Below are 17,547 nucleotides of genomic sequence, written 5' to 3' on the forward strand. Positions count from 1 at the left end.
TCAGGGCAGGACCGGGGCCTGACGCCACTGCCCCTGCACCAGCGTCAGCGGGCCGAAGGTGGGCTGGCCCAGCGCGCCCAGGTCGGCGGTAAAGCTCCCGTCTACCCGGTACGGTACGGCCTGACCACGGGCCACTTTGAGCCACTCGGCAGCCACGTTCAGGTTCACCGGCACACTGGCCTGCACCGTCTGGGTCGCGGTGCCACGGGCTGGCAGCGCCACGTCCGGCAGGATGAGCGCCGCTGCACGCTGGCCGGTCAGAAACAGGTCGGCGCTGAAGGAATGTAGCCGCACGGGGAACGGGTTGGGGTTGTACATCTGCACTGTCAGTTCCAGCCCGGCTGCCGCGCCCTGTCCCCCACCCGGCAGCCCCCCGGCCGGCGCCAGGGTCAGGCTGCTCAGGTGCATGCTGCGGGCTTCGAAGGTGGGCACCTGCACCACCGGGCCGGCCAGCTGGGCGGGGGCGCAGGCGGTCAGGGCCAGCGCAGCGAGGACAGACAGCGGGAGCAGGCGGCTCATGCGGGCAGTGTACGGGCCGGGTCAGGGCGTGGAGATGAGAGAACGGCCCAGCTGCCCTCTCCTCCACTGCCCACTGTCTACTGCTCCCACTGGCCCCTGCCCACACTGTCCCTGTCCCCACGGCCAGCAGCCAAGCGATAGCCAGAGCTGCCGCCAGCGCCTATCGTGGGAGGCATGAACCGCCCTCTTTGCCTGTTTCTGCTGAGCGCTGCGCTGCTGGGAAATGTTCTGCCCGCTGCTGCCCAACGACTTCCGGCGGGAACGAACGCACCGGCTCTTTCCAGGCAGCCTGGAGCGGCCGGGGCCTCTCAGCCGGCGGCCTCCTCAGCGCTTGAGGGGGCGTCGGTCACGCTGGGAGCGGAAACGGGGCCGGCCGGCACCACGCCCCGGCTGGGCCTGCGTGGCGTGCGCCTGGGTACTGGCTCCCTGGGCAATGGCTCCCTCTCCCTGGGTACCGGCAACCTGGACACCAGCCTGAGCGGGCAAGGCGGCGAGGTGCACTACAGGCACTCTTTGGTTCTGCCGCTGCTGGGCTACGCCGAGGCGGGCACAGAGGCGCAGTGGCTGTGGGGCGCGGGCGGCGGCCGGGGCGGCTCCCGCCTGGCGGCCGACGGGGTACTGGCCGCTGGCCCGGTAGAAGTACGGCTGACCGGCGAGCGCTTCAGCGCGCCGCTGCTGCTGCTGCGCCCGCTGGACACCCTCGACGACCCCACGCCCGACTCCCGCCCGGAAGGCAGCAACGTGACCGCCGCGCTGCGTGCCCGCGTGGGAACGGGCACTTTTGTCAGCGTGGAGCGCGAGTGGGGCCAGTGGGCCGGCACAGCGGCCGACCTGGAAGTGCGCCCGCAGCGCTGGGGCATAGACGGCGGGCCGGCAGTGCTGGCGCTGGTGAACCCCGGCGACCTGAACCCGGAGGTCTGGGCCGAGTCGCAGGGCACCCTGACCCTGCGCCTGGGCGCCGAGCAGCGGCGCGGCGGCGCGGGCCTGCGGCTGGGGGCCGGGTGGGAAGGCGGGACCGCCAGCACCGAACTGAGCGCTGTGCTGGGTGACCACAGCGAGGCGGCTGCCCGCTGGCGCGCCTATGACCTGCTGGGGCCGGAATCGGAACTGGCCCTGGGCGCGGCCCTCTCGGACGCCTGGGGCGGCGGACGCCTGGGCACCCAGTGGAACGCTGCCCTGCTGTTGCCCCTGCCAGCAGGCCGTGAACTGCAGCTGCGCGGCACAGCGGGCGCAGCAGGCACAGCGGCGCAGGCGGTGCTGTTGCTTCCCCTGCATCCGGTCACCACGGCGGGAGAATAGGTTGGGGTGCAAGTCGTCCCGTCATGCTGGAAACGGTAAGACCTGACCTGCGGGAGCAGCCAAAGACACACGCCATTCCGTCCTGCCAACCCCCGTTCAGAGCAGCCGCCCGGAGGCCCCCAAATGCCGTCCTGGTCACACTTCCGGCCACGACAGACCTTAACCCAGCGTCAGCCAGGCGGCGGTGTTCTCACCCCCTCTCATGCCAGACTGCGGGCGTGAAAAAAGCCTTTTTCCTCTCCCTGACCGCTGCGCTGGCCCTGCTTCCCCAGGCCGGCGCCCAGTCTGCCGGCGACGTGCTGTACAAAGTAGACCAGATGCAGAAAAGTGCCCGCGACCTCTCGTTCCGGCTCTCGGGGCGCCTGGTGCTGGAAGGGGCGAATCAGAACATGGACGTGTTCGTCAAGACCATTCCGAGCAAGGACGTGGTCCGCATGGAATTCCGCCAGCCGCAGAGCCTCAGCGGCGACGTGATCGTCTCTGACCGCCGTGAAGTGCGGCAGTACTGGAGCATGTCCAACCAGATTACCGTGACCCCCCTGAGCCGCGCCGGCGCCCGCTCGGGCCTGGGGCTGGACTTTACCCAGCTGGGCAGCGCCGCCAACCTGAGCAGCAACTACAACGTGCGGCTGCTGGGCACCAGCAATGCCGGCGGCGGCCGCCTGTTCAAGCTGGCCGCCACCCCCAAGGGCAACGCCCAGGCCGGCACCGCGCACGTGTGGGTCACCGACCGGGGCTGGCGCCCCACCCGCATCCAGATGTACCAGCCGGGCGGTCAGCTGGCCGTGGACCTGAACGTAAGCGGCTTCAAGACCAATGCCGGCATCACCGAGGCCCAGCTGCGTGCCCTGCCACGCGGCGCACGTGTGGTGCAGCAGTAATTCCCGACTCGCCTGTTGCCAAGCCGTTCCCAGCGGCGCCGGCGACCCCACCTAGAAAAGCTCCCTGTCTGCGGGGAGCTTTTTTCGTGCCTTGCCCAGGCGCAGGCAGGGCTGTCCCAGCCGGCGGCGCTGCCCGCCTCAACCCTGCACCGCAAAGACGTTAAGCTCTAAACCGTGATTGACCGCTACCTCACGCCCGAAATGAAAACCCTCTGGTCGGAAGCCAACCGTTACCGCGCCTGGCTGAAAGTGGAGCTGAGCGCCATGCAGGCGCAGGCGCAGACCGGCGAGGTGCCGCAAAGCGCTTACGACGTGCTGCTTGCCAAGTCGGAAAGTGATCCCCTCGACGAGGCGTTTGCCCAGAAGGTGGCCGAAATTGAGGCCGTGACCCGCCACGACATCGTGGCCTTTACGCGGGCGCTGACAGACCGCTACGGCGAGGAAGCCCGTTTCATTCACCACGGCCTGACCTCCACCGACGTGGTGGACACGGCGCAGAACCTGCTGCTGGACGAGGCGCTGGGCATCATCATCGCGGACACGCAGCGGATGCGCGACGTGTGCCGCGAGCAGGCCGTGCGCTACAAGCACACCCCCACGGTAGGCCGCACCCACGGCATCCACGCCGAGCCGATGACCTTCGGCCTCAAGTTCCTGAACTGGATGTCGGCGCTGGACCGCGACCTGGAGCGCCTGGCTGCCGCCCGTGAGCGCGTGCAGGTGGTGATGCTGAGCGGCAGTGTGGGCACCTTTGCCCATGTCAGCCCCGAAATTGAGCAAAAGGTAGCGGAAGCCTGGGGCTGGCAGCCCGCCCGCGTCACCAACCAGACGCTGGCCCGTGACCGCCACGCCGAGCTGATGACCACCCTGGCGATTCTGGGCACCACCATCGAGAAAATCGCGGTGGAAATCCGCCACCTTCAGCGCTCCGAAGTGCGAGAAGCAATGGAACCTTTCGGCAAGGGGCAGACGGGCAGTTCCTCCATGCCGCACAAGAAAAACCCCATCCTGACCGAGAATGTCACGGGTCTGGCCCGCTTGCTGCGCGGTAACGCCATGACTGCGCTGGAAAACGTGGCGCTGTGGCACGAGCGCGACATCAGCCATTCCAGCGCTGAGCGCATCATCCTGCCCGATTCCACCGCTGCCGCCAGCTACGCTCTGCGCCGCCTGACGGGCGTGCTGGAAAATCTGGTGGTCTTCCCCGAGCGCATGCTGAAGAACCTGAACGACCTCGGCGGTCTGGTATTCAGCCAGCGCGTGCTGCACGCACTGATTGACGAAAAAGGGATGCTGCGTGAAGACGCTTACGGCATCGTGCAGCGTAATGCCCTGAAGTCCTGGGAAACGGGCGAGGGTTTGCGCGACCTGCTGGCCACCGACCCCGAAAACCCCCTGAGCAGCGAGGACCTGGATGCCGCGTTCGACCTGCAGTGGTATCTGCGCCACGTGGACGACATCTACGCCCGCTTCGGGCTGTAACGGCCGGGGGCCAGGGGCACAGAGCATGGAAGCAGCGGAGGGCTACACTGAGGCGCTCTGCCCCCGTGCTCTGTGTCAGGAAGACGCTCTCTAGAGCCAGAGTCCGCGCAGCCAAGCAAGTAGGTAGGAAGGAAGCCTGATGACCCAAACTGACACCACCAAGCAACTGTTCATTACCACCGCCATCGATTACGCCAACGGCGTGCCGCACATCGGCCACGTCTTCGAGAAAATCCTGGCCGACGCCATCGCCCGTTACCAGCGCCTGTCGGGCCGTCCCACGCACCTGCTGCTCGGCACCGACGAGCACGGCGAAAAGATTCTCAAGGCCGCCGCCGCCCAGGGCATCACCGCGCAGGAACTGGTAGACGACCTCTCGCAGCGGGCGTTTCGGGGCCTGTGGGAGCGTCTGGGAATCAGCCTGGACCAGTTCGTACGCACCACAGACGCGCAGCACCAGCAGTTCGTGCAGGACATCCTGCAGCGGGTGTACGACGCCGGCGACATCTACTTCGCCGAATATGAGGGCCTGTACTCGGTGGGCAGTGAACGCTACGTGACCGAGAAAGAACTGGTAGAAGGCCCCGACGGCATAAAGCGCGTGCCCGGCGACAAAGAGCCGCCCGAGCTGCGCCGCGAAGCCAACTACTTTTTCAAGATGGAAAAGTACCAGCCCTGGCTGCGCGAGTACCTGGAAGCGCACCCGGACCTGATTCAGCCGGCCGGCTTCCGCAACGAAGTGCTGGAAATGCTGAAAGAACCGCTGGGCGACCTGAGCATTTCGCGGCCCAAAGAGCGGATTCCCTGGGGCGTGCCGATTCCCTGGGACCCGGAGCATGTCACCTACGTGTGGTTCGACGCCCTGCTGGCTTATCTCTCGGGGCCGGTGGGCAAGGGACAGCCGGAAAACGTGACCGGGCAGACCTGGCATGTCATCGGCAAGGACATTCTCAAGCCGCACGCCATTTTCTGGCCCACCATGCTCAAGTCGGCCGGGCTGCCGGTGTATGACCGCTTGGTGGTCCACAGTCACATCCTGGCCGAGGACGGCCGCAAGATGGGCAAGTCCCTGGGCAACGCCATCGACCCCGAACAGCTGGTGCAGGACTTCCCCCTGGACGCCATCCGTTACGCCCTGCTGCGCGAGGCCAGCATGGGCAGCGACACTCCTTTTGGAGAGACCATCCTGGTAGGCCGCCTGAACGGCGAACTGGCCAACGACCTGGGCAACCTGCTGGCCCGCAGCCTCAGCATGATTGAGAAGTACCGGGGCGGCTTGATTCCGGCAGCCGGCGAACTGGGCGTGCGCGAGCAGAAGATTGTGGCCGATGCCCAGAGCCTGCCAGGGCGGGTCATGGCGCTGGTGAACGATTTCAAGCTGAACATGGCGCTGGACGCCGCAATGGGCTTCGTGCGCGACCTGAACCGCTATATCGCGGAGAGCGAGCCCTGGAAGCTGGCGAAGGACGAGGCGCAGGCTGGGCAGCTGGATACCGTGCTGTACACCGTGGCCGAGGGCCTGCGGGTGGCGAGCGTGGCGCTGGAAGGGGCCATTCCCGGCAAAGCGCAGGAGCTGCGCCGTCAGCTGGGCCTGGGTGACCAGAGCTACACCCTGGAAGCCGCCTGGGGCCTGACCCCCGCTGGCACCCGCATTCAGTCGGGCGAGGTGCTGTTTCCCAAGCTGGAAGTGCCTGAGAAGAACACTGAGAAAAACACCGAGAAGAACGCCGAAAAGAGCAGCGAGCAGGGCGCGGCCCAGCCCCAGCAGAGCGCCGGCCAGAAACCCACCAAGTCACAGGGAGACAAGACCATGAGCGAAGCGGCCCAGGCCCAGAACACCCCCAGCACTCCCACCGAAGAGGCCCAGGAATTCATCACCATCGACGATTTCCTGAAGGTGGACCTGCGCCTGGCCGAAGTGCTGGCCTGCGAACCGCTGGAAAATGCCGACAAGCTGCTGAAGTTCACCCTCAAGGTAGGGGACGAGGAGCGCACCATCCTGAGCGGCATCCGCAAGTGGTTCCCTGAACCCGAGCAACTGGTGGGCAAGCGCGTGGTGATCGTGGCGAACCTGGCCCCCCGCAAGATGCGCGGCATCATGAGCCAGGGCATGATTCTCAGCGCCGAAGACGAGCACGGCGACCTGGACATGCTGACGGTAGAAAAGCCGTTGGCCGGTGGGTCGCAGGTGCGCTAAATCTACTGAAGACCTCTTGAGCCGCTGCCTGAAGGGTATCAAGCAGCGGCTTTTCTTACTTCTCTATCCGGAAACTGTTCACACGCTCCTGAACTTCGCGGTAGAACTCGGCCACATGCCAGCCGTCGCAGGCCGCGTGGTTGGCCCTGACCGACAGCGGCAGCCACAGCCGCCCGTCCCCCTCGCGGTACTGGCCTGCAGTGAAGACCGGCAGCAGGTAGTCTTCCTCGCCAGTAAAGGTCAGTTCAAAGGCCGTAAACCCCAGCCACGGCGCGATGGAGATGTTCACGGCGTGGGCAGGCGGCCTGCCCTTCGGGTAGAAGTCCGGCGAATCCGCATGGGCCTGCGCGTCGGCCCGGAAGCGGGTCTGGAAGTCTGCGTAAGAGTCGCCCAGCTCGGTCCACAGCACCGCAAACGTCTGGCTCTCAGGCCGGAACACCGTATAGGTCGGCAGAATCTGTTCCCAGTAGCCGGGCTGCCCCTCTTGAAGGGTCATTCTCAGCGCAGGCAGGGCGTTCACCGCCTGACAGATCACATAAATCAGGGCAGAGGCAAAAGGGACCGGGGCTGCCTTGAGCGCGGTCACGTCCACCTCCGCCGTCACATTGAAAGTGCAGGGATGGGCGCGGTAGTGCTGAAAGGTAGCGGCGCGGGGCCAGGTGGCCAGGTCAAGCGGCTGAACAACAGCCATGGGGGCAAGGTAGCTTGGGCCAAGAGCTGGTCGATACGCCACTTCGCCTAGGCGGCACGGCACGGGGGCGGCCTACCCGCGGGCTGCCCGAAATCAGCGCATGTAGCGCCGCCCCGAGTAGTTGCCGTACACCCCAATCCCGAACGCCACGCTGCGCACGCTGTCCATCACCGCCCGGTTGCCCCAGGCCAGCCCCGCCGAACTGCCGCCGTCGAGCAGCAGGGCATTTTGTGCGCCCAGCTGCCGCATCACTTTGGCCATCTCGCTGGGGGTCAACCGGGCCTGCGTGCTGACCAGAAACAGGTCGCGGTTGCCGCTCAGGCCCACGGCGGAGCGCGCCGCCCGCCCAAAGACCGCCGGGTCACGGAAGGCGGTGCCGTAGGTGCGGCGAATCTGCCCGCCAACTAGAATGCGCGGACCCGTCGCGATCACCGTTTCCATTCCGCGCCAGGCCTTGGGGCCAGGGCTGCCCGTGCCGCCGGTAATCACGGCCCGGTTGTCGGGCGTAATGGCCAGGGCGGCGGGAATCCGCCCCCAGCTGAGCAGCTGCCCGCTGCGGACCAGGTCCCCTGCCGGCGCGTAGGTCTGCGGATGAAAGTACGACCCGTTGATGACGGCATCGGCGCCGCTCTGGCGGGCCAGGGTGCTCACGCGGGCGCCCCGCCCGGACTGCGGCATCACCGGAGACACCAGCACACCGGGCCAGCGCAGGTCCACCCGGACCATCCGCACCGGAATCCCCAGCGGAGCGCGGGCGTGCAGCGACACGGGCGGCGCCACCGGGCGGGGAGGCTGCGGCACCGGAATCCGCTTGGGCACACGCAGGCGCTGACCCGCATACACCTGGCCCGAACGCAGATAGTTGGCCGCCAGCAGGTCGCCCGGCGTGGTGCGGTACTGCGCAGCCAGGGAACGCAGGTTCTGGCCCGGCTGCACCGTCACGTAGCCGTAGACCACCTTCACTGTCTGCCCTGCCGGGAGCGCTTGAGGCAGCGGCCGGACCGGCACCCGCAGGCGCTGCCCAGCGGCCAGGAAATCGCCGCCGAGCCCATTGGCCCGGCGCAGGTCGGCCACGCTGATACCGGTCCGGCGCGAAATGCCTGCCAGGGTGTCACCCCGGCGGACGGTGTAGGGGTGGGTAGGCACACCCTGGGCAGAGCCGGCACGGTCAGGCGCCCGCAGGCGCAGCTGCTGGCCTGCCCGGATGGTGTCGCCGCTCAGACCGTTGGCCGCACGCAACCCGGCCACGCTGACCCCGGTCCGCTGCGCGATGCTCCACAGGGTGTCCCCGGGCTGCACCGTCACGGTCTGGGCCTGGGCAGCCCCCAGCAGGGTCAGGGCCGCCAGCACGCGGGCAAAGACGCGGCGGTGCGGAGGGACAGGCCGCCGGTCAATCCGGTGCTGGTCAATCTGGAAGCGGTCAACTCGGTCCAGGACAGCTTGGTACAGGACAGCTCGGTACAGGGAAATTTGAAGTGCAGAAAGGAGCTTGGGCCGCATCGCTTCCCAGCATGGCCGGCCCTCATGAGAACTGGGGGCCTGGGCCCCGGCCGCCTCAGGCTCCGGCCGAATTGCCCGGCCACACCGCCACACGCCCAATCATGTACACGCAGCCGGCCAGAAACAGGGTGATGACCGGAAGCAGCTTCAGGCCAATATTGACCCCCAGGAATTCGCCGTTCCAGCGGTCCCGCGCCAAGGCTTCTACCGCCAGCAGGCTGAGGACCGTAAAGCCGGTGTACATCCAGTGTTCCAGGTCACGGGGTGGATCGACCGGCTGACAGTAGCGGGTCACTTGCTCCAGACCGGCCTGAGCTGCCGCGTCCTGGCACCACTGCGGCAAGGTTGCCAAATCCACCGGCACGGCGCTGGCGACCTTGCCGCCGCTCACGGCCAAGATGATGCCGGTCACCGCCGGCAGCAGCGTCAGCGCCCAGGTGAGCCGCAGCCAGCCCAGGAAGCCGGCCCCCACCTGTCCCTTGAACGCCGGCGCCAGGCTCCACACGAACAGCACCGCTGTCGCCAGTGCCAGTGGGGTGGGCGTCAGGGCCAGCAGCGGAAACACCGCCACCCAGGTGTCGGGCCATACGAAGTTGTGCAGCGCCTTCAGGAACTCAATCACTGAATGTCCTCATATCCCTTGAACTGTACTTCGGTGCCCACGGGTAGGAAAGTGCCGGGGCGCAGCGGCGGGTTGGGGGACACGTCGCCGCGTGGGCGGGGGCGCAGCAGCCGCAGCCGGGCAGGAATATCGGCAATCAGCACCTGGCCGTTCAGCAGCGTGACCCGCAGGCCCCGCAGCGAGGGCGCCTTGCAGGCGTCGCCCAGGTCGGTGATGCCGCCCGGCAGGCCCAGGTGATGCTCGGCGTAGCGGCCCACCACCTTAAGGGTCTGCCCGTCGGAGGTGAGCGTCAGCGGCAGGCCCAGGCCGCTCAGTTCGCCCAGCGGCGGCGACTTGGCGCGGCTGGATTCGGCCATCTGCAACCCCAGCAGCGTGCCGGGGCGCACCACGTCGCCGGGGCCCAGCAGGCGGGTGCCCTGCGAAACTTCCAGGTCCGCCGGCACCCGCAGCAGCCGCAAGCCGGCGCGGTGGCGCTCCATTCGTAGGCCGCTGAGGTGCGGCACGCCGGCCACCTGCCCCACATCGAACGCCCCGCTGCTAGGAGCGTTGACCGCGCCCATGCGCCCGTCGGTGCCGAACAGGCACAGGAAGCGGTCGTCCGAGTACTCCAGGCCCTCGATGCTGGGCACGTCCTGCTCAAAGGCCGGGGTGTAGGCCGCCGAAGGCCGGACCGGCTGGGCCTGCGACACGGTCACGTGGCGCACCCGCTCTTCCCCGCTGCTTGCCCGCGCCCGCTCGGCAATCAATGGCGCGGCGCTGGCCCGCTCACGCACCTGCCGGCGCTGCATGGCGCGCCATGCAGCCAGGGCGGCCCCCAGCAGGACCAGCGCCAGCAGCAGCGGCCAGGGGCTGAAGGTGCGGCGCTCCTGGGCGGTTTGCGGACCTGTTTCCACCTGCGGCGCCGAGCTGCCGGAAGGAGCAGGGGCAGGCGTGCCGGAGTCCGGAGCCGGCTGCACCACGCCGGGGCGGGTGTCGGCCACCGGCGGCACCTGTCCGGCCAGCGACCCGGCGGCGCCCGTCACGGTGGTCAGCGGCAGCGCCGCGCCGTCGGGGAACAGCCATTCCAACGGCACCGACTGGCCTTCTGCCAGGCCAGTGTTGGTCACGCGGACACCCACGTGGCGGCTGCCGCGCTCATGCAGCAGCTCGGCGCTGAGGCCCTCGGCCGGCGAGGTGTTGAAGCCTGAGCCAGCAATGTCCTTTTGCAGCACATCCCGGCTCAGGGCGTAGCGCAGCGTGACCGACTCGCCGGGGCGCAGGGTACGGTCAGCGCCAGGGTTCAGCCAGCGCAGGCCCTCAGTGCCGGCCAGGGCAAAGCGCAGCAGCGTGAGCTGCGGGCGGGTGACACCGCCGGGCTGGGCCTGGAACTCCCCGGCAGTCTGGGGGCCGGACGCCTGGGCGACGGCAGTCTGGGCGCCGGAAGCGCCCTCCGCCGCCTCCCCTGCCTGGAGCGGCTCGGCGCACAGCAGGCCGGCGGTGCCCTCAGGAATCTGGCCGAGCACCTGCAGCGGTACGCTGCCGCCGCGCACTTCCTTCCGTGCCAGCGACACCTGGCTCAGGCCCGGCAGCAGCGGCATGGACAGCTGCACCGGGGTGCCGTCGGGCAGGTTCAGGGCCAGCGCATCGGGCGAGCGCACCGTCTGGATGCGGCTGCCCAGCCCGGTCAGGTCCGGCAGCTGCCCCACTGGGTAGGTACGTGCTTCGGCGTAGCTGCTGCTCTGCACCGCCTGCAGGGCGTCGGCCGGAATCTGAGTGCCCAGCGCCAGGTAGTGGAAGCTGTCCAGCGGCCCGCGTGCTGTAAAGGCCGAAAGGCCCTGCGCCGCGCTGACTGCGCCGCTGGGGTCGTTGTCCACGCCGTCGGTCAGCACGAACACGTTGGTCAGCTGGTCCGAATCCGGCACCAGCGTGGGCAGCGCCTCTTTCAGCGAGCGGTAGAGGTACGTGTTGTTGCCGTCCGCCTGCAACGCTGCCATGTCCTTGTCGAAAGCGGCGCGGTCTGCCGGCAGGGCGTAACTGCGGCGTGAACGCAGGCCCCGGTCAAAGGTGAACAGCTCCAGCTGCTGCGGCTGGCGCTCGTCCACATAGCGCACGATGGCAGCCTTGACCCCGGCGAAGATATCGGCGCGGCCGTCGCCCAGGCCCACCATGCTGCCGCTGGTATCCAGCACGAACACGGCGCGGGTGCGGGTGGGCAGGGTGGCCGTATCGGCAGGCAGGGTGCAGGTCTGGGCCTGCGCGGCGGGGGCGGACGCAGCCACCTGCCCGGCGTCCCCGGCGGTTTGCCGGGCAGGCGCCGCACAACCTGCCAGCAGCAGCAGGCCCAGGCAAAACAGCGAAGAGGGTCGTGGCATGTCGCTCTCCATTGTGCCCCGAACCCGGCAACTATGAAAAGGGTCACGCTTGGACAGAAGCGCCGGCCAGCTCTGTTATGTTAATAACATATTCCAGCGGCATCATTTCGAAAATGGCAGGCCGCGTGCTAGAATAAACCCTGTTAGCAAGGGGCTCCTGGCAGCCCCAGTTTCCCACTTTTGTATTCGCCGAGCCTGTCCGCTGGGCCCGTCCCTGAGCGGCGGGCCGCAGCGAACCAGCCACCGGAGTCGGCCCCACGCAGGGCCGCTCCACAGGAGGAGTATGACCAACCCCAACAGCAACTACACCGCCGATTCCATCAGCATTCTCAAAGGTCTGGAAGCGGTGCGTAAGCGCCCCGGCATGTACGTGCAGGGCGGCACCGGCATTGACGGTTACCACCAGCTGCTGACCGAAATCATCGACAACGCCATCGACGAGGGCCTGGCCGGCTTCGCCAACGAAATCACCGTGACCATGCACGAGGACGGCAGCGCCACCGTGACCGACAACGGGCGCGGCATTCCCGTAGACATCATGAAGTCCGAAGGCCGCTCGGCCATCGAGGTCATCTTTACCGAGCTGCACGCGGGCGGTAAGTTCGGCCAGGGCGCTTACAAGGTCTCAGGCGGTCTGCACGGTGTGGGTTCCAGCGTGGTGAACGCGCTGAGCACCTACCTGGATGTGACCGTGAACAAGGGCGGGCAGCTGCACCACATCCGCTTCGAGAAGGGCGTGGTGACCACCCCGCTGGAAGTGCTGGGCAAGACGCCCAAGGACGTGACCTGGAGCACCAAGGTCAGCTTCCACCCCGACCCGGCTGTGTTCAGCGAGTTCGAGAACCTGTTCGACTACGACCGCATCCGCCGCCGCCTGCGCGAACTGGCCTACCTGACGGGCCTGAAAATCGTGCTGCGCGACGAGCGTGCCGTGCTGCACGCCGGCGAAGTGCGCGAGGAAACCTTCCATGAGCAGGGCGGCATCGCCAACTTCGCCGCCTCACTGGTGAGCGACAGTACCAAGCTGCTGTACGACCAGCCCATCGTGATGCGCGGCACCAGCAACGACGTGGAAGTGGAAGTGGCCTTTATCCATGCCAACACCTATTCCAGCGACAACATCCTTACCTACGCCAACATGATCCGCACCCGCGACGGCGGCACCCCGCTGACCGGCTTCAAGACGGCCTATACCCGCATCCTGAACAAGTACGCCAAGGACAAGAACCTGGTCAAGAGCGGCAACCCGGCTCCCAGCGGCGACGACCTGCTCGAAGGCATCTACTGCGTCATCAGCGTGAAGCTGGGCGACCCGCAGTTCGAGTCGCAGGCCAAGGTGAAGCTGCTGAACTCCGAAGCCCAGACCGCCGTGAACGCCATCGTGGGCGAGAAGTTCGCGGAGTTTCTGGAAGAAAATCCCAAAGTCGGCAAGACCATCGTGGAAAAAGCTGCCGAGGCCGCCCGCGCCCGCGAGGCCGCCCGCAAGGCCCGCGACATCGTGCGCCGCTCCAATCCCCTTGAAAACGACGATCTGCCCGGCAAGCTGGCCGACTGCTCCAGCCAGGACCCCAGCGAATCGGAGCTGTTTATCGTGGAAGGGAACTCGGCCGGTGGCAGTGCCAAGAGTGGCCGTGAGCGCCGCTTCCAGGCGATTCTGCCCCTGCGCGGCAAGATTCTGAACGTGGAGAAAGCCGAGCTGAACAAGAGCCTCAAGAATGCCGAGATTCGCAGCATGATTGCGGCCATCGGGGCCGGGGTGGACGGCAGCGGCGACCAGCTGCGCTTCGACGTGGAGCAGCTGCGCTACCACAAAATCATCATCATGACCGACGCCGACATGGACGGCGGCCACATCACCACGCTGCTGCTGACGTTCTTCTTCCGCTACATGAAGCCGGTGGTGGAGCAGGGCCACCTGTACATCGCCCAGCCGCCGCTGTACCGCATCACGGTAGGCCGCCAGAAGACCGGCGAATACCTGTACAACGACGACGAACTGCGCCAGCATGTGGCCCGCGCCAACAAGGAAGGCAAGAAGTTCGAAATTCAGCGCTTTAAGGGCCTGGGCGAGATGAACGCCGACCAGCTGTGGGAAACCACCATGAATCCCGAAACGCGGGTGCTCAAGCAAGTCGCGATTGAGGACCTGCTGGTCGCCAACGAGATTTTCGAGGACCTGATGGGCAGCGACGTTGCCCCGCGCAAGGTCTTCATTCAGGAGAACGCCCGCTTCGCGGAAATCACGGTTTGAGCGGGGTCTAAGGGTCTGAACGTCTAAAGGTCTAAGAGCCAAAGAGAAGGGAGCTTCCGCCTATGCAGCGCGGAAGCTCCCTTCTCTTGGTTAGTCTCGTTTACTTGCGGACAAAGGCCCAGGCAGCGGGCAACAGGACGGCGGCCAAGCCAATCTTGAGGGCGTCGCCCAGCAGGAAGGGGGTCAGGCCAGCATTCAGCAGGGTCTGGCCCTGCATGCCGCTCACAGCGCCCAGCCAGGTCAGGCCCAGCGCGTAGATGATGACGCTGGCGACCAGCATGGCGGCCGCCGCGCCCAGGGGCCTGCGGTCCAGAGCGAAACGCTCGACCAGGTAGCCCACGGCCGCAGCAGCGAAGGGGTAGCTCAGCAGGTAGCCGGCCGTAGGACCAGCGAACTTGGCGATGCCCGCCGAGCCACCCGCGAACACGGGCAGGCCAGCGGCGCCCATGGCCAGGTACAGCGCCAGCGCCGCAAACCCGCGCTTCCAGCCCAGCGCCGCGCCGATCAGGAGCACGCCCAGGGTCTGCAGGGTCACGGGAACGGGCTGCAGCGGAATCTCAGCCTGGGCAATCAGGCCCATCAGCAGGGCGCCGCCAGCAATCAGGAACAGGTCGCGCAGGGCAGAGGGAGCAGGGGCCAGGGTTCCGGCCAGGGTAGGGTGGGTCACTTGGGTCATGGGAAAACTCCTCCGGGAATTTTGGGCGGCGTACAGGACCAAGGCCCAAATATGCCGCTCACTTTTTGGAATGTCTCAGGATAGCCCAGCATGCCCGGTTAAGCCAATGCAGCAGCGAACTGAACCGAGTACCAAGGAAGGAGTGACCGTGAGCCAAGGAACCCGGAGCATCCAGGCCGAGAGCTTACCCAGCAGCCAGCCGGCCGACCAGTTCCACATCGCCGGCACCCACCGTGACCTCGCGGCCGTCCGGCAGGGCCACCAGCAGGCTGCCCTGCATGTCTATATCGCGGGCCACGCCTTCCATTTTCCCGTGCTCCGCCAGCTCGAAGCGCACCGGCCGACCCAGGGTCACGCTGGCAGCCCGCCAGGCTTGCAGCACCTCGGCGGTAGGCGCCCAGAGCCAGCGTTCCAATTCGGCCAACACGTCGGCCAGCAGGCCAGCGCGGGTGACGCCAGGCCGGTAGCGGTCCACCGTGCCGGCCCCTTCCGGCGCGTCGGTCACGTTGATACCGATGCCCAGCACAGCCTGCCGCGCTTCCTCACCGCGCAGTTCGGCTTCCAGCAGGATGCCGGCCAGCTTGCGGCCCTCGCCGTCCAGCAGATCGTTGGGCCACTTCAGGCCGCCGCCGCCCGCAGCGCGGTGCAGCGCCACCCCGGCGGCCAGCGGCAGCGTGGGGAGGCTGGCCAGCGGCAGCGGCCCGCGCAGCAGCACGCTGAACACCAGATTGCCCGTGCCGGTCTGCCAGACGCGGCCCCGCCTGCCCCGGCCAGCGGTCTGCCGCTCGGCCACCACCACGGCCCCGTGCGGCGCAGGCTCCTGCGGGTCGGCGGCCCAGTCGCGCAGGGCGTTCTGGGTGCTGTCTATCTCACCAAAGTAGCGCAGCGCCCGCCCAAGCTCACCGCTGACCGGCACCAGCCCCGGCGCGGGCGTGCCTGGCTCAAGCGCGTAGCCGGCGCGGCTGACGGCAAGCGGCACCCCCTGGTCACGCAGGCGGTGGGCCAGAGCGTTGACCGACACGCGGCTCAGGCCCAGGGCGGCTCCCAGGTCGTCACCAGACTGGGGCGTGGTGGTCAGCAGCTGCAGCAGGCGTTCGGGCATGCTGCCCACTATGCCCTATGCAGGGCGCCAGGCGAGCTTCAGCAGTCGCCTGGCCGGCAAAACGCAGCCGAGAGAGGCGGGCTTCCGACCGTGGCCCCCGTTTCAGGCGGCCGTCAGGGGGTTTGCTATGCTGGCCGTATGACGATGGTACGCCAAACCAAGCAGCGCCAGGCGGTCATCGAGGTGTTACGCGCAGCCCGCTGTCATCCCGACGCCGCTTGGATTCACTCCGAAGTTCGCAAACTCCAGCCCACGGTCAGTCTGGGAACGGTCTACCGCACCCTGGACGCCCTGGTGCGCGACGGCGTCGCCGTGACCATCGAGCGCACCGGCGGCGCCACCTGCTACGACTTCCGCCATGACGGCGGGCACCACCACCACGCGGTCTGCCGGCAATGCGGGGCTATTTTCGACATTGACGCCGCGCTGGTGCCGCAGCTGCCCGAGGGCGCCCTGCCCGCCGGCTTTACCGTGACCGACGTGCGGCTGGAATTCATGGGCGTGTGTCCCTGCTGCGAAGTCGCCTGTGACGCGGGGACGCAGGCGCCGCAGGCCCGACCCCAGGAACCCGTGGCCTCTTGACCGTTCCTGCGCAGGCTTCCGGCATCTCAGGTGAGCCGGACGGCACCGAGCCTTTCCGCTGGCCGCTGAAGCCCTTCTTGCTGGGCTGGGCGCTGGCCGCCGCTGCCGCACTGCTGGTGCGCTGGCTGGGGCAGCGCCTGCTGGGCGACCCCTGCCAGGGCCACACCGTGCTGGCTCTGCTGATGCCACTGCTGCTGGGGCCGGGAGGACTGGGGTTGGCGGCGTCGCAGTGGAACAACCGGCCCCGCGCCATGTTCGGCCTGGGACTGGTGCTGGCATCGTTCGTGCCCACACTGCTGCTGTCGGCCTACGATATCGGGCAACTCCGCAACCTGGGTTGCGCGGGCGGCTACCTCATCGTGTCGGAACCGGGCGGCAAGCAGCTGAGCGAAATCACCCTGGCGGCCGGCCAGAGCCGCGAACTGCAGGGGCGCATCGGTGGTTACCAGCGAGAAAGCCACCCCGGCATCTTCCAGCTGCAGGGACAGAGCATGAGCAGCGACCTGGTGGTGGACCTCCCCAAAACCGCCGTGCACGCCGGCGAAGTTTTCCCGGTGCGGATTCATGCCAAAGACACAGCGGTCAGCAACCGCTTCGACTGGGGGGTGCAGGCCAAGTACCAGCCGACCCCAGGCGAGGGGGGCAGCGCCGCCGAGATTGAAACCAGCGGCAAACTCTCGGTCACGATTATCCTGGACCGCAGCGGCAAGTAAGTTGTCCCCCCTGCCGGAAGCCGCCTCCCAAATCTGGCAAATGCCCTGCACGAGGCTGAAGGTTCCTGACATCCATTCGGTGCCCGCGCTCACATCTCCCTGACGGCGGCCCCCTAGAATGCCGCTATGAACCATGCAGGACAGGAGGGAGAACCACGGCCAGCCGGAAGACCGGCACCAGACCTGAACGCCGCACGGGTGCTGGTCCTGAACGCTTCGTACGAACCGCTTCAGGTCACCAGTATCAAGCGCGCCATCACGCTGACGCAGTACGGAGTTGCGGAGGTGCTGGAAGAAAGCCGCGACGTGGTGCGCTCGCCGTCCACCGTCTTGCAGGTGCCCAGCGTCATCCGGCTGCGGCGGTATGTGCGCCGGCCCAATACGTTCGCCGTGCCGTTCAACCGCCGCAACGTGCTGCGGCGCGACTCGTTCGAATGCCAGTACTGCGGCAGCAGCGAGAATCTGACGCTGGACCATGTGCTGCCCCGCTCCCGTGGAGGCCGCCACGAGTGGACCAATGTGACCACGGCCTGCCGTGAGTGCAACCAGAGCAAGGGCAGCCGCACCCCCGAAGAAGCCCAGATGCCGCTGCGTCAGGGGCCACGGGTGCCCTCCTTCCGGGTGTTCGCGCACGGCCAGTTCGCCCAGACCCAGCCGGAATGGGAAGCCTACCTGCGCTGA

Annotated in this window: 15 protein-coding genes; 8 read left to right on the forward strand and 7 right to left on the reverse strand. The window is 67.5% G+C overall.

Annotated elements, in window-relative coordinates:
- Positions 1 to 519 carry an LEA/WHy family protein gene (locus DEIPR_RS06245; RefSeq protein WP_013614993.1) on the reverse strand — a complete coding sequence of 173 codons (519 nt, stop codon included), beginning with the start codon at positions 517 to 519 and terminating at the stop codon, positions 1 to 3.
- Between the two features lie 174 nt (positions 520 to 693).
- Here DEIPR_RS06245 and DEIPR_RS06250 point away from each other — a divergent pair, with 174 nt between their 5' ends.
- The 4 genes from DEIPR_RS06250 (at position 694) to metG (ending at position 6,378) form a co-directional block, all read left to right on the forward strand.
- The gene (locus tag DEIPR_RS06250) at positions 694 to 1,818 is read left to right on the forward strand and encodes a hypothetical protein (RefSeq protein WP_013614994.1); all 1,125 of its coding nucleotides are present in this window, start codon (positions 694 to 696) and stop codon (positions 1,816 to 1,818) included.
- A gap of 218 nt (positions 1,819 to 2,036) precedes the next feature.
- Positions 2,037 to 2,699, forward strand: coding sequence for an outer membrane lipoprotein carrier protein LolA (locus DEIPR_RS06255; RefSeq protein WP_013614995.1), 663 nt, complete (start codon positions 2,037 to 2,039; stop codon positions 2,697 to 2,699).
- Between the two features lie 174 nt (positions 2,700 to 2,873).
- Positions 2,874 to 4,181 (forward strand): adenylosuccinate lyase, encoded by a 1,308-nt coding sequence (purB, locus tag DEIPR_RS06260; protein WP_013614996.1) that lies wholly within the window; start codon positions 2,874 to 2,876, stop codon positions 4,179 to 4,181.
- A gap of 139 nt (positions 4,182 to 4,320) precedes the next feature.
- Positions 4,321 to 6,378, forward strand: a complete 2,058-nt coding sequence (gene metG, locus DEIPR_RS06265) for a methionine--tRNA ligase (protein ID WP_013614997.1) — start codon at positions 4,321 to 4,323, stop codon at positions 6,376 to 6,378.
- 55 nt (positions 6,379 to 6,433) lie between these two features.
- On the opposite strand, the gene DEIPR_RS06270 is transcribed toward metG, so the two are convergent.
- The 4 genes from DEIPR_RS06270 to DEIPR_RS06285 form a co-directional block, all read right to left on the reverse strand.
- Positions 6,434 to 7,069, reverse strand: a complete 636-nt coding sequence (locus tag DEIPR_RS06270) for a chloramphenicol acetyltransferase (RefSeq protein WP_013614998.1) — start codon at positions 7,067 to 7,069, stop codon at positions 6,434 to 6,436.
- Positions 7,070 to 7,162: 93 nt separating this feature from the next.
- Entirely contained in the window at positions 7,163 to 8,569 is a 1,407-nt protein-coding gene (locus tag DEIPR_RS06275; protein WP_013614999.1) for a LysM peptidoglycan-binding domain-containing protein, read from the reverse strand.
- A gap of 55 nt (positions 8,570 to 8,624) precedes the next feature.
- A complete protein-coding gene (locus DEIPR_RS06280; RefSeq protein WP_013615000.1) occupies positions 8,625 to 9,191 on the reverse strand; it encodes a hypothetical protein in 567 nt (188 codons plus the stop codon).
- Positions 9,188 to 11,542 carry a VWA domain-containing protein gene (locus DEIPR_RS06285; RefSeq protein ID WP_013615001.1) on the reverse strand — a complete coding sequence of 785 codons (2,355 nt, stop codon included), beginning with the start codon at positions 11,540 to 11,542 and terminating at the stop codon, positions 9,188 to 9,190. Before DEIPR_RS06285 ends, DEIPR_RS06280 begins: the two co-directional genes overlap by 4 nt.
- Positions 11,543 to 11,825: 283 nt before the next feature.
- Between DEIPR_RS06285 and DEIPR_RS06290 the strand changes: the two genes are divergently transcribed.
- Complete coding sequence (locus DEIPR_RS06290) at positions 11,826 to 13,793, forward strand: DNA topoisomerase subunit B (RefSeq protein ID WP_013615002.1); 1,968 nt, start codon at positions 11,826 to 11,828, stop codon at positions 13,791 to 13,793.
- A 100-nt stretch (positions 13,794 to 13,893) separates the two neighbouring features.
- Here the strand turns inward: DEIPR_RS06290 and DEIPR_RS06295 are convergent, their stop codons facing one another.
- Positions 13,894 to 14,469, reverse strand: a complete 576-nt coding sequence (locus DEIPR_RS06295) for a biotin transporter BioY (protein WP_013615003.1) — start codon at positions 14,467 to 14,469, stop codon at positions 13,894 to 13,896.
- A 184-nt stretch (positions 14,470 to 14,653) separates the two neighbouring features.
- Entirely contained in the window at positions 14,654 to 15,571 is a 918-nt protein-coding gene (locus tag DEIPR_RS06300) for a biotin--[acetyl-CoA-carboxylase] ligase (protein ID WP_013615004.1), read from the reverse strand.
- 138 nt (positions 15,572 to 15,709) lie between these two features.
- Between DEIPR_RS06300 and DEIPR_RS06305 the strand changes: the two genes are divergently transcribed.
- The 3 genes from DEIPR_RS06305 to DEIPR_RS06315 all read left to right on the forward strand — a co-directional run bounded on the left by DEIPR_RS06305 (position 15,710) and on the right by DEIPR_RS06315 (position 17,547).
- A complete protein-coding gene (locus DEIPR_RS06305; RefSeq protein WP_013615005.1) occupies positions 15,710 to 16,153 on the forward strand; it encodes a Fur family transcriptional regulator in 444 nt (147 codons plus the stop codon).
- Positions 16,150 to 16,866, forward strand: a complete 717-nt coding sequence (locus DEIPR_RS06310; protein ID WP_013615006.1) for a hypothetical protein — start codon at positions 16,150 to 16,152, stop codon at positions 16,864 to 16,866. The genes DEIPR_RS06305 and DEIPR_RS06310 overlap by 4 nt, the downstream gene beginning before the upstream one ends.
- A gap of 126 nt (positions 16,867 to 16,992) precedes the next feature.
- Positions 16,993 to 17,547 carry an HNH endonuclease gene (locus DEIPR_RS06315; protein ID WP_013615007.1) on the forward strand — a complete coding sequence of 185 codons (555 nt, stop codon included), beginning with the start codon at positions 16,993 to 16,995 and terminating at the stop codon, positions 17,545 to 17,547.

Origin of the sequence: Deinococcus proteolyticus MRP (assembly GCF_000190555.1) — a bacterium.
In the GTDB taxonomy this organism is placed as follows: domain Bacteria; phylum Deinococcota; class Deinococci; order Deinococcales; family Deinococcaceae; genus Deinococcus; species Deinococcus proteolyticus.

Bases quoted from the DNA above. Each gene is read 5' to 3' on its own strand.
- DEIPR_RS06275 (WP_013614999.1), bottom strand. From the start codon at position 8,569: ATGCGGCCCAAGCTCCTTTCTGCACTTCAAATTTCCCTGTACCGAGCT.
- DEIPR_RS06300 (WP_013615004.1), bottom strand. From the start codon at position 15,571: ATGCCCGAACGCCTGCTGCAGCTGCTGACCACCACGCCCCAGTCTGGT.
- DEIPR_RS06270 (WP_013614998.1), bottom strand. From the start codon at position 7,069: ATGGCTGTTGTTCAGCCGCTTGACCTGGCCACCTGGCCCCGCGCCGCT.
- DEIPR_RS06245 (WP_013614993.1), bottom strand. From the start codon at position 519: ATGAGCCGCCTGCTCCCGCTGTCTGTCCTCGCTGCGCTGGCCCTGACC.
- DEIPR_RS06285 (WP_013615001.1), bottom strand. From the start codon at position 11,542: ATGCCACGACCCTCTTCGCTGTTTTGCCTGGGCCTGCTGCTGCTGGCA.
- DEIPR_RS06305 (WP_013615005.1), top strand. From the start codon at position 15,710: ATGACGATGGTACGCCAAACCAAGCAGCGCCAGGCGGTCATCGAGGTG.
- DEIPR_RS06290 (WP_013615002.1), top strand. From the start codon at position 11,826: ATGACCAACCCCAACAGCAACTACACCGCCGATTCCATCAGCATTCTC.
- DEIPR_RS06250 (WP_013614994.1), top strand. From the start codon at position 694: ATGAACCGCCCTCTTTGCCTGTTTCTGCTGAGCGCTGCGCTGCTGGGA.
- DEIPR_RS06295 (WP_013615003.1), bottom strand. From the start codon at position 14,469: ATGACCCAAGTGACCCACCCTACCCTGGCCGGAACCCTGGCCCCTGCT.
- DEIPR_RS06315 (WP_013615007.1), top strand. From the start codon at position 16,993: ATGAACCATGCAGGACAGGAGGGAGAACCACGGCCAGCCGGAAGACCG.
- metG (WP_013614997.1), top strand. From the start codon at position 4,321: ATGACCCAAACTGACACCACCAAGCAACTGTTCATTACCACCGCCATC.